Below are 13,179 nucleotides of genomic sequence, written 5' to 3' on the forward strand. Positions count from 1 at the left end.
TCGAAACGCTTCCGCACGAACCCTGCAGGCTCGCCCCCTGTTGCCGGACAGTCGTTCCTTCCCAAACGACACGCATACGACAACTTCGACCTAAGATTTTTCTTTCCAAGGTGTCGCGGGGCTTTGTAGCTGTCTCAACACCATTGCGCAAGTCCATCCATGGCTGCCCGGCCTCAGGAAGCCGGGTGATGACGAGCCTCCAGTACCTGGCATACCTCGCGCATGCCGAGGCCGCGCGCGCGCAGGGCCACCATCAGATGGAAGACCAGATCGGCCGCTTCGCCGAGCAGCGCGTCGTCGTCCTGGGCCACGACGGCAAGCGCGGTTTCCACGCCTTCTTCGCCGACTTTCTGCGCGATACGACGCACGCCGCCTTCGAACAGGCGCGTCGTGTAACTGCCTTGCGGACGCTCGGCATCGCGTTGCGCGACCAGCCGATCCAGCGCGGCGAGGAAGCCCAGCGGCGGAGCCACGTCGGCACGCTCGCCGAAACAGCTGGACGTGCCGAGATGGCAGGTCGGCCCTTGCGGCTGTGCCTGCACCAGCAAGGTATCGGCATCGCAATCGATGCGCACCGACTTGAGTGCCAGCACGTGTCCGGAGCTTTCGCCCTTCGTCCACAGTCGCTGCTTGCTGCGGCTGAAGAACGTCACCTTGCCTTCACGCACGGAACGTTCGAGCGCCTCGGCATTCATGTAGCCGAGCATCAGCACTTCGCCCGTGAGCCAGTGCTGCACGACGGCGGGCAACAGGCCATCGCCCTTATCCCAGTCCAGCCGCGAGAAGTCGGTGTGCATGTCGGTCATGTTCGGCTCTGCCTCACAGGCGTATTGCGATGCCTTCGTCGCGCAGGTATCGCTTGAGTTCGGGGATGGCGATCGCGCCACTGTGGAATACGCTCGCCGCCAGCGCGCCGTCGACATCGGCCGTGGCGAACGCATCGCGGAAATGCTCCGGCGCGCCGGCGCCGCCGGAAGCGACCAGCGGCACGCGGCAGATGGCCCGCGCGGCGCTCAGCTGCTCGAGGTCGTAGCCTTGCCGCACGCCATCGCTACCCATGCAATTGAGCACGATCTCGCCGGCGCCGCGGCGCTGCGCTTCCTCGATCCAGTCCAGCGTGCGCCGCGCCAGCGCCTGGGTCTTCGACGGGTCGCCGGTGTACTGGCGAACGCGCCATTCGCCATCCGCGTCGCGCAGGCTGTCCACGCCCACCACGACGCACTGCACGCCGAACGCATCGGCGAGTTCGCCGATCAGTTCCGGACGCTCCAGCGCGGGCGAGTTGACCGAGATCTTGTCCGCGCCTGCATACAGCACCTCGCGCGCCTCCGCCACGCTGCGGATGCCGCCGGCCACGCAGAAGGGAATATCGATCACGCGCGCCACGCGCTCCACCCAGCCGCGATCCACGCTGCGGCCCTCCGGGCTGGCGGTGATGTCGTAGAACACCAGTTCGTCGGCGCCTTCGTCGCGATAGCGCATCGCCAGTTCGACGATCTCGCCCATCACCACGTGGTCGCGAAAGCGCACACCCTTGACCACCTTGCCCTCGCGCACGTCCAGGCAGGGAATGATGCGGCGGCTCAGCATGCCAGCGCCTCCTCGATGGTGAAGCGTCCTTCCAGCAGTGCGCGGCCCAGGATCACGCCCTGCGCGCCGGCCGCGCGCGCGGCGATGATGTCGCCGATCGAGCGGACCCCGCCGGAGGCCTGCACGGCCAGGGTCGGCACGCGCTCGGCCAGATAGCGGTAAAGATCCAGATTGAAACCGGCCAGCATGCCGTCGCGGTCGATGTCCGTGCACAGCAGATGCCGCGCGCCGCGCGCCGCATACCACGGCGCCAGTTCGTCCAGCGAGCCTGCTTCCAGCTCGGTCCATCCCGCGCTCGGCAGCGCCCAGCGACCGTCTATCTTGCGCGTGTCCAACGCCACGGTGATGCGCGTCGCACCGTACTGGCCCAGCCAGGTGCCGACCAGCGCGGGCTCGCGGATCGCCACGCTGCCGACCACCGCGCGGCTGACGCCCGCGTCGAACAGCCGGCGCAGATCGTCCTCGCCGCGGATGCCGCCGCCGGCCTGGACGTGCATGCCGTCGCGCGCGATCGCTTCGATCACGCGCAGATTGTCCAGGCGGCCGGAACGCGCGCCATCCAGATCCACCACGTGCAGCCAGTCGGCGCCTGCGGCGGCATAGCGGCGCGCCAGCTCGCGCGGCTCGAAGTCGTAGGTGGTCTGCTGGTCATAGTCGCCCTGGCGCAGGCGCACCACGCGGCCTTCGCGCAGATCGATGGCAGGAATGACGGTAAAGCTCATAGGTCGAGAAAGTTCTTCAGGAGCTTCGCGCCGACGCCGGCCGAACGCTCGGGATGGAATTGCATGCCATGGAAATTGCCGCGCGCTACCACCGCGGAGAACGCGCCGCCGAAATCGGCCGCAGCCAAGGTGTAGTCGCCCACCGGTACCGCATAGCTATGCACGAAGTACGCCCAGTCATCGCCCTTCAAGCCGGCGATCAGCGGGTGCTCGCGCACGACCTCAAGGCGATTCCAGCCCATGTGCGGCACGCGCAGCGCAGGCGTATCGGCGAAGCGGCGCACGCTGGCGGGAATCACGCCAAGGCATGCGGTGTCGCCCTCTTCCGAGCGCTCGCACAGCAGTTGCATGCCCAGGCACACGCCGAGCACCGGCTGCGTCAGCGAACGCATCAGATCCACCAGACCCAGCTCGCGCAGGCGCGCCATGCCGGGACCGGCCGCGCCCACGCCGGGCAGGATCACTTTGTCGGCGGCCCGGATCGCCGCCGCGTCGGCAGTCAGCTCGGCATCCGCGCCGAGCCGCTGCAGCGCGTAGCGCACGGAGCCGATATTGGTGCCGCCCGCGTCGACCAGGACCACCGCCATGTCACAACGCTCCCTTGGTGCTGGGCAGCTCGCTGCCTTCGCGGCGCACGGCCTGGCGCAAGGCGCGCGCCACGGCCTTGAAGCAGGCCTCCACCATGTGATGCGCGTTGTCGCCGCGCACGCTCAGATGCAGGTTCGCGCCGAGCGTCTCGCACAGCGAACGGAAGAAGTGCGGCACCAGTTCGGTGGGCACCTCGCCGACCCGCTCGCGCGGAAATACGCCTTCGAAGACGAAATACGGGCGCCCGGAAAGGTCCAGTACCGCACTGGCGAACGCTTCGTCCATCGGCAGGGCGAAACCGTAGCGGCCGATGCCACGCTTGTCGCCCAGTGCCTGTCGCAACGCCTGCCCCAGGGCCAGCGCGCTATCCTCGATGGTGTGGTGTTCGTCGATGTGGGTGTCGCCGTCGCATGTCAGCTCCAGCGCAAAACCGCCGTGCTTGCCGATCTGCTCCAGCATGTGATCGAAGAAGCCCAGCCCGGTGTGCGCCTTCGGCTCCGCGACGCGGTCCAGATCGACGCGCACGGTGATGCGCGTTTCCTTGGTGTTGCGCGTCACGGTCGCCACGCGCGGCTGGTCGAGCAGCTCGTGCGCGATGGCCTCCCAGTCCTGCCCCTTCGGGCCGACCAGGAAACCGCGCACGCCCATGTTGGCGGCGAACTGCAGGTCGGTCTGGCGGTCGCCCACCATCGCCGAAGCGGCGCGGCTCCAGCTATCGTCCGCCAGGTAGTGACGCAGCATGCCCACGCCGGGCTTGCGCGTATCCAGGCCGTCGTGCGGAAAGCTGCGGTCGACCAGCACCTCGCGGAAGCGGATGCCCTGCGACGCCATGATGCGCATCAGCAGTTCGTGCGGGCCGGTGAAATGCACCTCGGGGAAGCTGTCGGTGCCCAGGCCGTCCTGGTTGGTGACCATCACCAGCTCGTAGCCGGCGGCCACGCAACGCTGCAACGCAGCGATCACGCCTGGCAACAGCGCGAGCTTCTCGTAGCTGTCGATCTGCTCGTCCGCGGGCTCTTCGATCAGGCAGCCGTCGCGGTCGACGAAAAGAATCTTGCGGCTCACGCGAGAGCTCCACTGAGTACGTCCAGCACGCGGTCGTTCTCATCCGGCGTGCCGATGGTGATGCGCAGGGCATCCTCCAGGTTGGGATAGCGCCGTACGTCGCGCACCACGATGCCGGCGCCGAACAGGCGCCGATAGGCGGCGCCCGCATCGTCGAAACGTACGGCGAGGAAATTGGCCTGCGACGGCAGCACGGCGCGCACGCCGGGCAGCGCGGCCAGCGCTGCCGCCACCCGCGCGCGCTCGGCACGCACGGTGCGGATATGCGCCGCCGCATCGGCCTGGCCCTGGGCGGACAAACCGTCCAGCGCCGCCGTCACGCAGGGTAGCGGCAAGGGATACGGGGCAATGATCCTGCGCAGCAAAGCGATCACCTCGGCGTTCGCCAGCAAGCTGCCGACGCGTGCGCCGGCCAGCGCCCAGGCCTTGGACAAGGTGCGCAGCACGGCCAGGTTGTCGTAGCGATCGATCAGGTCCGCGACGCTGCCGCCGGCGGCGAACTCCACGTAAGCCTCGTCCACGACCAGCAACGCCCGGCCCGTCAGCGCCTGCGCCAGACGCTCGATGTCGGCGCGCGGCACCGGCTGGCCGGTGGGATTGTTCGGCGAGCATACGAAGACCAGTTTCACCGCCGGCGTCAGCGCCGCGAGCAAGGCATCGGCATCCAGGGTGAAATCGGCCGCCAGCGGCACCTCCACGATGCCGGCATCCTGGACTCGCGCGCACACCGCGTACATGCCGAAGGTCGGCGGCTGAATCGCGATGGCATCGCGCCCGGCGCGGCAGAAGGCGCGCACCAGCAGGTCGATCGCCTCGTCGCTGCCGCGGCCGACCAGCAGCTGATCTTCACGTACGCCGTAAAGCCTGGCCAGCGCGCCGACCAAGGCCGGGGGCTGCGGTTCGGGATAGCGATTGCAGCCGCGGCCGGCCTCGCCCGGCGGTGCCCACGCCGATTCGTTGGCATTGAGCAGGATGGCGCCGCCGCTGGCCTCCATGCGCGCCGAGGAATACGGCTGCATGGCGCGGATCTCCGGACGCGCCAGATCGAGCACGCTCATGGCCTGGCCTCCAGCGCGGCCAGACGCAGCGTCACCGCGCGGCGGTGCGCCTCCAGTTGCTCCGCCGCCGCCAGCGTCGCCGTGCACGGACCGATGGCGCGCAGGCCATCGGCGCTCAGCTCCTGCACGGTGATCTGCTTCTGGAAGCTCGCCACCGACACGCCGCTGTAGCTGCGCGCGTAACCGTAGGTCGGCAGCACGTGATTGCTGCCGCTGCAGTAGTCGCCCACCGATTCGGGCGTCCAGGCACCCAGGAAAATCGAGCCGGCACTGTCGATGCCATCGAGCAGCGCCCGCGGATTCTCCACCTGCAGAATCAAGTGTTCCGGCGCATAGCGATTGCTGACCGCCACGGCCTGCGCCAGCGAATCGACCAGGATCAGCCGGCTCTGCGCCAGCGCCTGTTCCGCGATCGACGCGCGCGGCAGCGCCGCGCATTGCCGCTCCACTTCCACCGCGACCCGATCCAGCAGCGCATCCGACGGGCTGAGCAGGATGACTTGCGAATCCGGGCCATGCTCGGCCTGCGACAGCAGGTCGGCGGCGACGAACTCCGGATCGGCGCGGCCATCGGCGATCACCAGCACTTCCGAAGGGCCCGCCGGCATATCGATCGCGGCACCGTCCGGGGCGCCGGACACCTGCAGCTTCGCCTCGGTCACCCAGGCATTGCCGGGGCCGAACAGCTTGTCGCAACGCGGCACCGTTTCGGTTCCATAAGCCATGGCCGCGATCGCCTGCGCGCCACCGAGCTTGAACACGCGGTGCACGCCGGTCACGCGCGCCGCATACAGCACCGCCTCGTCGCAACGCCCGTCCGCGCGCGCCGGCGAGCACAGAATCACCTCGCGGCAGCCGGCGATGTGTGCCGGCACGCCGAGCATCAGCGCAGTGGACGGCAGCGGCGCGCTGCCCGCCGGCACGTAGAGACCGACCTTGGCGATCGGCCGCAGCATGCGCTCCACCCGCACGCCCGGCGCGGTGTCCACGGCGACGGCGCGCGGCGCGGATTCGGCGTGGAAAGCGGCGATGCGCGCCGCCGCCTCTTCGATCGCAGCCTTGAGCTCCGGCGCCAGCGATGCTTCGGCTGCGTCGAACTCGGCGGCCGTGACTTCGATCGCGTCGATCGCGCAACGGTCGTACTTGGCGCTCAGCTCGCGTAGCGCCGCATCGCCCTCGACACGAACCTTGGCGATGATCGCCTCCACACCTCGACGCAGTTCCTCCGCACGCGCTTGCGCGGGGCGAGCGAGGGCCTGCGCCTGTGCAGCGGTGTCGAGCGCGTTCCAGTCCAGACGTTTCATGCCAGCATCTTCTCCACCGGCAGCACGAACATCTCGCGCGCACCGGCCTTCTTGATTTCTTCCAGCTGCCGCCAGCTCACCTCGCCGGCACACAGCGCCTGCAGCATCAGCTGGTCGGGCTGCCCCGCCACCGGCAGCAGCGTCGGCTGCGGGCCGCCCGGCAACAGGCGCGTCACCGCTTCCAGCTGCTGGCGCGAGGTCTGCAGCAGCAGCAGGCGCGACTCGCGCACTTGCATCACGCCGTCCAGGCGCTTGAGCAGCAGGTCGATCATGTCGCCGCGCTCATCCGTGGGCAGCGTCTTGGGGCCGGCCAGCACCGCTTCGCTTTCCAGCAGCACATCGGCCTCGCGCAACTGGTTGGCTACCAGCGTGCCGCCGCTCTGCACCAGGTCGCAGATCAAGTCCGCCGTGCCAAGGCGCGGCGCGATTTCCACCGAGCCGGCCAGGGTCACCACGCCCGCCTCCACGCCGTGTCTGTGCAGCCAATCGCGCAGCAGGCCCGGGTACGAGGTCGCGATGCGCAGGCCTGCCAGTTGCGCCGGCTGCTCGTATGGCATGTCCTGCGGCACGGCAATGGACAGGCGGCAGCGGCCGAAACCCAGCGGTCGCCACTCGGCCAGCGGTTCGGCCTCGCGCCCTCCGGTGAGGCTGTACTCGCTCAGCACGTTGCGGCCGACGATGCCCAGGTCGCATACGCCTTGGGCGATCAGGCCGGGAATGTCGTCGTCGCGCACCAGCAGCAGATCCACCGGCTCGCCTTCGCCGAAGCAGAAGAGCTTGTCGCGGCTTTGCCGGAACGTAAGCCCGCAGCGATTGAGCAGGTCCAGCGCCGGCTCGGTGAGCCGTCCGGATTTCTGCATCGCGATGCGCAGGCGGTCGCGGTTTTTCATGATTTGCCCTTCTTCGCCGCCCGGCGGCGCGACGCGCGGGCCGCGGCGGCGAGGTAGCCGCCGTTGCCCTGGTTGAGGAAGCGCGCCACGCGCCCGATGGTGGTGATGCTCACCGCGGTGCGTTCGTGGATCTCGCGGTACGGCACTTCGTCGAGCAGATAAGGCACCACCCGCCAGCGATCGACCAGCACCTCAAGCTCGGCCGGAGTGCACAGGTCACGCAGGAAGGCATTCATTTCTTCGGTGTTCTTCAGCGAAAGCAAAGCCTCGCAGAGACTGAGCTCGGCGGACTCGGCAGGCTGTTCGGGATCCAGCGATCGACGCTTCATAATGTACTAACGCGTTAATACAGTGGAGCGGACTATACGCGCGCCTTGGCGGGCGGGCAAGCCCGCGCGGACTGGGACGTTGTCGAAAACCCAGAGGCCGCGACCTGCGGGGAATCCGTACAATCCTGCGACTTACCGGAGCACCGACCCATGAGCGCCCGCGACACTTGGCCGATCGCCCCTGCTTCACGACTGCTCTCGCTCGCCGTGGTGGCCTTCGCCGCGGCAGCCGGTGCGCTCCAGTTCCTGCGCACCGACCTGGACCCTCTAGCCGCCCCGCTGAGCTTCTACCTGACCGGCCCCGGCGGCCTTTACCTGCGCCTGGCCTACTACCTGATCTCCGCGGCTCTGCTGGCCTTCGCCCTGGGCGGCTACCGTGCCACCTGGCCGTCGCTGCGCAGCCGCCTGGCTTCGGCATTGTTCGCCGGCGCGGGACTGGCCTTGCCCATGGTTGCCATCACCGAACTGTTCATCGGCACCGCCCGCGAGAACCAGGCGCACCTGATCCACGGCCTCGCCGCCCAAGCCACTTTCCTGTGGCTGAGTTTCGGCATGTTGCTGCTTGGCGCCCGCTGGCGCAGCGATCCGCGATTGAGCGCCGGCAGCATGCCGGGCTGGATCATGGGGTGGCTCGCTACCGCCGCGCTCTGGCTCCAGGTTTTCCTGCGCGACCTGCCTCAAGGGCTGATGCAAAAGCTGGCAATCGCTCTGATCCTGGCGTGGCTGACGTGGGCCGCGCGGCATATGCGGCGCGCCGTTTCAGGGTAATCCGCGGAAGCGACGAAGCATCTCGCTCCGCCCGCCCCTTTACCCCGCCCTCTCCCCGGGGAGAGAGGGCGGCATGCAATGCAGCCGCAAGCGGAAAATCAGCCAACCGACCGGCGCTGCACCAACTCGCACACCGTACGCACATCACCATCCATCGCGCGATCGCGCGACATGAAACCGATGTGACCACGCAGCACGTCATGCGCCTTGCGCACGGCGGCGCCCGCATGGAAATCACCCACGCCAGCCAACGCCGACGTCAGCTGCCGTACCTCATCCGCGAACTGCGCGTAATGCGGATGATCCTCGCGCGGCGCATTGGAGATCTTCGCCGCCAGCGCCCGCCAGTCGCCGCGCGAAGCAAGGCGGCGCGCCGCATTGAGCATGGTCTGGCGGAAATCCAGCGCCTGTGCGGCGGTGTAAAGCTCCAGCGCGATCACATGGCTCAGGTCATCCAACATCTCCAGCACATGGCGCGCCTCATTGGCACCCATCGAGACGTGGTCCTCGGCATTGGCGCTGGTCGGCACCGAATACACGCTGGCCGGGTGCGCCCGCGTCGCCAGGTCGTTGACCAGCGCGGCGGCCGTGTACTGCACGATCATGAAGCCAGAATCGGTACCGTCCTCGTTGCCGGTGAGGAACGCCGGCAGGCCATCGTTGGTGGCCGGATCGACCAGCTTGTTGAGGCGACGCTCCGAGATCGAGGCCAGCACGGGAATCGCCGCCTTGACGTAGCTCATCGCCAGCGCCAGCGGCATGCCGTGGAAGTGGCCGGCGGAGATCACCTGCTCCTCGATGAACTGCGCACCCTCAGCGTCGGGGAAGATCAGCGGATTGTCGGTGACCGCATTGAGTTCGATATCGATCACGCGGCAGGCCTGCGCCCAGGCATCGCGCACGGCGCCGTGCACCTGCGGCATGCAGCGCAGGCAGTAGGCATCCTGCGGCTGGTGCTTCTTGCCACCCTTGAACGGCAGGAAGCGGCTATAGAAGGCTTCGCGCCCATGGCGCTGGTTGGCGGGCACCCAGTCCCAGCCGATATCGAAGCTGAGCGCCTGATCTTCCGGCGCCGTCCACGCATCGGACGCCCACTGCTTGAAGCGGGGTACGAGGTGATACGGGATGTCGACCAGCGTGCTTTCCGTCAGCAGGTCGCGCACGCGCTCGGCCGTCTCGACCTGGCCGGGATGCGGACGCAGCGCATGCACCTCGGGCCGCAACGCACCGCTGCGGCCAGCGAAGGCATCGAGCGTCATGGCGGCGGCCAGATCCGCGGTGTCCAGCAAGTATTCCAGCGTATCGAGCGCCAGCGCCGCCGTGGCGAGCATCTGCGCGGTACCGTTGTTGAGCGCCAGGCCTTCCTTGAAGGACAGGCGGATCGGCGCCAGGCCCGCGCGCTCCAGCGCCTCGGCACCGGCAAGACGCTCGCCCTGGTAGAACGCCTCGCCGCCGCCCAGCAGCACGATGGCCAGGTGCGACAGCGGCGCAAGATCGCCACTGGCGCCAACCGAACCCTTTTCCGGCACGACCGGCACCACGCCGCTGTTGAGCAGCGCGGCGAGTGCGCGCAAGGTATCCACGCGGATGCCCGAATGGCCGCGCATCAAGGTGTTGATGCGGATCACCAGCATGGCGCGCACCACGTCTTCGGCGAACGGCTTGCCCACGCACACGGCATGGGTGGTGATGAGGTTGTGCTGCAGCTCTTCCAGCAAGGTGCCTTCCGGCTTGTCCGGGTGGCCTCCCGCCAGTTCGTCGCGCAAGCGATGCGCGCCCAGCAGCTTGTCGGCGTTGCTGCCGAAGCCGGTGGTGACGCCGTAGGTCGGCTCGCCACAGCTCACCTTGTCGGCAAGGAAATCCGCCGCGCGCTGCACGCGCGCCAGCTGGCCCTCATCCAGCACTACCGGCACGCCCCGCCGGGCGGCGGCGACCAGTTGCGCGCGGGTAAGGCTGCTGCCATCGAGTCGGATCTGCTCAACGCTCATACATAAGCTCCGCGCCCGGGGGCGCCGGTCAGAGTGGGGAAAGGGAATCGTGGGAGGCGGCGCCGCGGCAGCGAGCCACGGCGCGCATGACGGTCGTCGGGCATTCGCCGGTAACCGCCGAGCCGCGCATGTCGCCCATATGCAGCTCGGGCTCGTCCAGGTCGTAGCCCTTCGTGCAGCGCGCGGCGGCGACCCGTTCGAGTTCGGGGCGCAGGCGCCGCGCGATGTCGGCATCCGAGGGAAACCCGCAATCGGTGCGGGTGATTTCGTAGACGCCCGGCTGCAGGCGCCGCACATCGGTCTGCGCGATGCAGCCGGAAAGCGCGCACGCTGCCGTCAGCAACAGCGCCCGCGCTCGCATCACGGCGCGATCTCGGCCTGGGCCAGCTCCACGCGCAGCGTCTTGATCAGTTCGGCGCGCGGTACTTCGAACTGGTCCTCGCGACGCATGTCCTTGACCGTGACCACGCCCTTGGCCAGCTCGTCGCCACCCAGCACCAGCACGAAGCGAATGCCGGCGCGATCGGCGTACTTGAACTGCTTGCCCAGTTTGCCGCCTTCCAGCACCACTTCGGTGGCGATGCCGGCACCACGCAGTTCGTTGGCCAGCGCCAGATAGGCCGGCATCTGCGCCTCGTCCATCTGCGTCACCAGCACGTCGACCGTACTGCGCGCGGTATTGATCAGGCCGGCGTCGCGCAGCTGCCAGTACAAGCGCGTCAGACCGATCGAAATGCCCACGCCCGGCAGACGCGACTTGGTGTACTGCCCGGCGAGATTCTCGTAGCGGCCGCCGGAGCAGATCGAGCCGATCTGCGGGTAGTCGTTGAGCGTGGTCTCGTAGACCGTGCCGGTGTAGTAGTCCAGGCCGCGCGCGATAGAAAGATTCAGCGCGAAATGCGAGTCCGGCACGCCGAAATCGCGGATCAGGCCGAGCACCTCCTTCAGTTCGGCGCGGCCCTGCTCCATCGACTCCGGGCCTGGGCCGAGCGCATCGAGCTTGGCGAACGCATCCTCGAGCGAGGTGGAGCGCACCTGCACGAAGGCAAGGATCTTCTCTGCCACGTCGGCGGCCAGGCCGAACGCCTCACCAGTGAGCGTGTCGCGCACATAGTCGGCGCCGCGCTTGTCCAGCTTGTCCACTTCGCGCAGCACCAGCGTCTGCTGCTCGGCATCGGCCACGCCCAGGCTCTCGAAGAAGCCGCGCATCAGTTTGCGGTTATTGAGCTGGATGGTGAACGCGCCGATGTTCAGCTCGCGGAACACGCTATAGATCACCGCCGGCAATTCGGCGTCGTAACGCACCGACAGGCCGTCCTTGCCGATCACATCGATGTCGCACTGGTAGAACTCGCGGAAGCGACCGCGCTGAGCGCGTTCGCCGCGATACACGCGCTGCATCTGGTAGCGGCGGAACGGGAAGCTCAGATCGTGCTCGTGCTCGGCCACATAGCGCGCCAGCGGCACGGTGAGATCGAAACGCAGCGCCAGCTCCGGCTTCTCGCCCTGCTCCATCGCGCCGGTGGACTGCACGAAGTAAACCTGGCGCTCGGTCTCGCCGCCGGTCTTGGTCAGCAGCACGTCCGAATACTCCATCACCGGGGTTTCCACCGGCAGGAAGCCGAACCGCTCGTAATTGCGGCGGATCGTGTCGAGCATCCGCTGGAAAGCGATCTGGTCGAGCGGCAGCAGCTCGAGTACGCCGGGCATGGTGCGGGCCTGGGTAAGCGCCATGAAATCCTCTGCTTCGAAGGTAGAAACGGCCGCGCGGACAACGCGTGGCGGCAGCCGCATAGGTTAGCAGAAGGGCCACCCGGCCCTCCCCGGCCACGACGGCTCGCGGCGGACCACACGGACCTGTTGCGAAGTCCTCAAAGGGTCATTAAGATACGCGGCTCCCACGGGGTGTAGCTCAGCCTGGTAGAGCGCTACGTTCGGGACGTAGAAGTCGCATGTTCGAATCATGTCACCCCGACCAAATTCGATGAAAAAGCCGGCCCAGCGCCGGCTTTTTCATGTCCGCGCGACAGACGCGCATGCCGTCCCACATACTCCGCGCCACCTTCTCTTCGCTGACGCAAGGAGTGCGCCGTGTCCCGTCTCGCTTCGATCCGGACGATCGTTCCGACCCTGCTGCTGGTGCCGGTGCTCGCCGCCTGCTCGCACAAGCAGGAAGTCACCCCGCAGGCCGGCATCAGCGGCGAAAAGAACAAGGCAGGCACCCTGCTGGCGTACGAACACCGCCTCACCCTGCGCCTGCCTTCGGAAGCGATCGCCCCACGCCTGGACGAGACGCGCACCGCCTGCGAGTCGGCACGCCTGGGCGAATGCCATGTGCTGCGCATCGAGCAGTCGAGCTGGAACACCTCGATCACCGTACGCATCGTGCCGGCGGGCGTGGAGCCGCTGGTAGCGCTCGCGGCCAAGGGCGGCGAAGTCGGTGAACGGGAGACGTCGGCCGAAGACCTTGCGCCCGCGGTGGCCGACAACCAACGCCAGCAGGAGCGCCTGAAGATGCAGCAGAAACGCCTGGACGAACTGGCCACGCGCAAGGACCTGACCGTGGCCGACCTGATTGCCCTGGGCAAGGAACAGGCGGCCGCGGAAAGCGAGTTGCAGGCACTGGAGCGCGAATCGGCCGGACAGCAGCACCGCATCGCCACCAATCTGTTGACCTTGAAGCTTCGCCCAGCCGATGCCGATACGCGCGGCGCGCGCCTGCGCCAGTCGTTCAGTGGCGTGTTCGACCAATTCGTGGACGGCCTGGCCAACGCGATCGAGGCGATAAGCTACGGCCTGCCGTTCGTGCTGCTCGGCTTCCCGCTACTGCTGCTCTGGCTGTGGCTATGGCGCCGTTTCGCGCGGCGCCGCGGGTGA

The 13,179-nt window shown here is 68.0% G+C and carries 14 protein-coding genes and 1 tRNA gene; 3 read left to right on the top strand and 12 right to left on the bottom strand.

Features of this window, described 5'->3' with window-relative positions; genetic code table 11:
* Positions 1 to 173: 173 nt before the first annotated feature.
* From hisIE to ACNR9O_RS11920, 9 genes are read right to left on the bottom strand one after another with little or no spacing between them, the layout of a single operon-like run.
* The gene (gene hisIE / locus ACNR9O_RS11880; protein WP_473680274.1) at positions 174 to 806 is read right to left on the bottom strand and encodes a bifunctional phosphoribosyl-AMP cyclohydrolase/phosphoribosyl-ATP diphosphatase HisIE; all 633 of its coding nucleotides are present in this window, start codon (positions 804 to 806) and stop codon (positions 174 to 176) included.
* Positions 807 to 819: 13 nt separating this feature from the next.
* The gene (gene hisF, locus ACNR9O_RS11885) at positions 820 to 1,590 is read right to left on the bottom strand and encodes an imidazole glycerol phosphate synthase subunit HisF (RefSeq protein WP_473680271.1); all 771 of its coding nucleotides are present in this window, start codon (positions 1,588 to 1,590) and stop codon (positions 820 to 822) included.
* The gene (gene hisA, locus ACNR9O_RS11890) at positions 1,584 to 2,312 is read right to left on the bottom strand and encodes a 1-(5-phosphoribosyl)-5-[(5-phosphoribosylamino)methylideneamino]imidazole-4-carboxamide isomerase (protein WP_473680269.1); all 729 of its coding nucleotides are present in this window, start codon (positions 2,310 to 2,312) and stop codon (positions 1,584 to 1,586) included. The genes hisF and hisA overlap by 7 nt, the downstream gene beginning before the upstream one ends.
* Positions 2,309 to 2,899: an imidazole glycerol phosphate synthase subunit HisH gene (hisH, locus tag ACNR9O_RS11895; protein WP_473680267.1), complete on the bottom strand. Its 591-nt coding sequence runs from the start codon at positions 2,897 to 2,899 to the stop codon at positions 2,309 to 2,311. Before hisH ends, hisA begins: the two co-directional genes overlap by 4 nt.
* A gap of 1 nt (position 2,900) precedes the next feature.
* Positions 2,901 to 3,965 carry a bifunctional histidinol-phosphatase/imidazoleglycerol-phosphate dehydratase HisB gene (hisB, locus tag ACNR9O_RS11900; protein WP_473680265.1) on the bottom strand — a complete coding sequence of 355 codons (1,065 nt, stop codon included), beginning with the start codon at positions 3,963 to 3,965 and terminating at the stop codon, positions 2,901 to 2,903.
* Positions 3,962 to 5,023, bottom strand: coding sequence for a histidinol-phosphate transaminase (hisC, locus tag ACNR9O_RS11905; RefSeq protein WP_473680263.1), 1,062 nt, complete (start codon positions 5,021 to 5,023; stop codon positions 3,962 to 3,964). Before hisC ends, hisB begins: the two co-directional genes overlap by 4 nt.
* A complete protein-coding gene (gene hisD / locus ACNR9O_RS11910) occupies positions 5,020 to 6,327 on the bottom strand; it encodes a histidinol dehydrogenase (protein WP_473680261.1) in 1,308 nt (435 codons plus the stop codon). Before hisD ends, hisC begins: the two co-directional genes overlap by 4 nt.
* Entirely contained in the window at positions 6,324 to 7,217 is an 894-nt protein-coding gene (hisG, locus tag ACNR9O_RS11915; protein ID WP_473680259.1) for an ATP phosphoribosyltransferase, read from the bottom strand. The genes hisD and hisG overlap by 4 nt, the downstream gene beginning before the upstream one ends.
* Positions 7,214 to 7,546: a YerC/YecD family TrpR-related protein gene (locus ACNR9O_RS11920; RefSeq protein WP_473680257.1), complete on the bottom strand. Its 333-nt coding sequence runs from the start codon at positions 7,544 to 7,546 to the stop codon at positions 7,214 to 7,216. The genes hisG and ACNR9O_RS11920 overlap by 4 nt, the downstream gene beginning before the upstream one ends.
* Before the next feature lie 150 nt (positions 7,547 to 7,696).
* Between ACNR9O_RS11920 and ACNR9O_RS11925 the strand changes: the two genes are divergently transcribed.
* The gene (locus ACNR9O_RS11925) at positions 7,697 to 8,314 is read left to right on the top strand and encodes a DUF998 domain-containing protein (RefSeq protein WP_473680255.1); all 618 of its coding nucleotides are present in this window, start codon (positions 7,697 to 7,699) and stop codon (positions 8,312 to 8,314) included.
* A gap of 98 nt (positions 8,315 to 8,412) precedes the next feature.
* On the opposite strand, the gene ACNR9O_RS11930 is transcribed toward ACNR9O_RS11925, so the two are convergent.
* Genes ACNR9O_RS11930 through hisS form a run of 3 tightly spaced genes read right to left on the bottom strand, consistent with a single transcriptional unit; the run spans position 8,413 to position 12,036 of the window.
* Positions 8,413 to 10,302 (bottom strand): HAL/PAL/TAL family ammonia-lyase, encoded by a 1,890-nt coding sequence (locus ACNR9O_RS11930; RefSeq protein ID WP_473680252.1) that lies wholly within the window; start codon positions 10,300 to 10,302, stop codon positions 8,413 to 8,415.
* A 28-nt stretch (positions 10,303 to 10,330) separates the two neighbouring features.
* Positions 10,331 to 10,666, bottom strand: coding sequence for a hypothetical protein (locus tag ACNR9O_RS11935; RefSeq protein WP_473680250.1), 336 nt, complete (start codon positions 10,664 to 10,666; stop codon positions 10,331 to 10,333).
* Positions 10,663 to 12,036, bottom strand: coding sequence for a histidine--tRNA ligase (hisS, locus tag ACNR9O_RS11940; RefSeq protein ID WP_473680248.1), 1,374 nt, complete (start codon positions 12,034 to 12,036; stop codon positions 10,663 to 10,665). Before hisS ends, ACNR9O_RS11935 begins: the two co-directional genes overlap by 4 nt.
* A 167-nt stretch (positions 12,037 to 12,203) precedes the next feature.
* On the opposite strand from hisS, the gene ACNR9O_RS11945 reads away from it, so the two are divergent.
* Together ACNR9O_RS11945 and ACNR9O_RS11950 are read left to right on the top strand one after the other, a co-directional pair.
* Positions 12,204 to 12,280, top strand: a tRNA-Pro gene (locus ACNR9O_RS11945).
* Between the two features lie 113 nt (positions 12,281 to 12,393).
* On the top strand, positions 12,394 to 13,179 hold the full coding sequence (locus ACNR9O_RS11950; protein WP_473680246.1) for a DUF4349 domain-containing protein: 786 nt from the start codon (positions 12,394 to 12,396) through the stop codon (positions 13,177 to 13,179).

It is taken from the genome of Dyella sp. CR10, from assembly GCF_055814425.1.

Bases quoted from the DNA above. Each gene is read 5' to 3' on its own strand.
- hisIE (WP_473680274.1), bottom strand. From the start codon at position 806: ATGACCGACATGCACACCGACTTCTCGCGGCTGGACTGGGATAAGGGC.
- hisF (WP_473680271.1), bottom strand. From the start codon at position 1,590: ATGCTGAGCCGCCGCATCATTCCCTGCCTGGACGTGCGCGAGGGCAAG.
- hisA (WP_473680269.1), bottom strand. From the start codon at position 2,312: ATGAGCTTTACCGTCATTCCTGCCATCGATCTGCGCGAAGGCCGCGTG.
- hisH (WP_473680267.1), bottom strand. From the start codon at position 2,899: ATGGCGGTGGTCCTGGTCGACGCGGGCGGCACCAATATCGGCTCCGTG.
- hisC (WP_473680263.1), bottom strand. From the start codon at position 5,023: ATGAGCGTGCTCGATCTGGCGCGTCCGGAGATCCGCGCCATGCAGCCG.
- hisD (WP_473680261.1), bottom strand. From the start codon at position 6,327: ATGAAACGTCTGGACTGGAACGCGCTCGACACCGCTGCACAGGCGCAG.
- hisG (WP_473680259.1), bottom strand. From the start codon at position 7,217: ATGAAAAACCGCGACCGCCTGCGCATCGCGATGCAGAAATCCGGACGG.
- ACNR9O_RS11920 (WP_473680257.1), bottom strand. From the start codon at position 7,546: ATGAAGCGTCGATCGCTGGATCCCGAACAGCCTGCCGAGTCCGCCGAG.
- ACNR9O_RS11925 (WP_473680255.1), top strand. From the start codon at position 7,697: ATGAGCGCCCGCGACACTTGGCCGATCGCCCCTGCTTCACGACTGCTC.
- ACNR9O_RS11930 (WP_473680252.1), bottom strand. From the start codon at position 10,302: ATGAGCGTTGAGCAGATCCGACTCGATGGCAGCAGCCTTACCCGCGCG.
- hisS (WP_473680248.1), bottom strand. From the start codon at position 12,036: ATGGCGCTTACCCAGGCCCGCACCATGCCCGGCGTACTCGAGCTGCTG.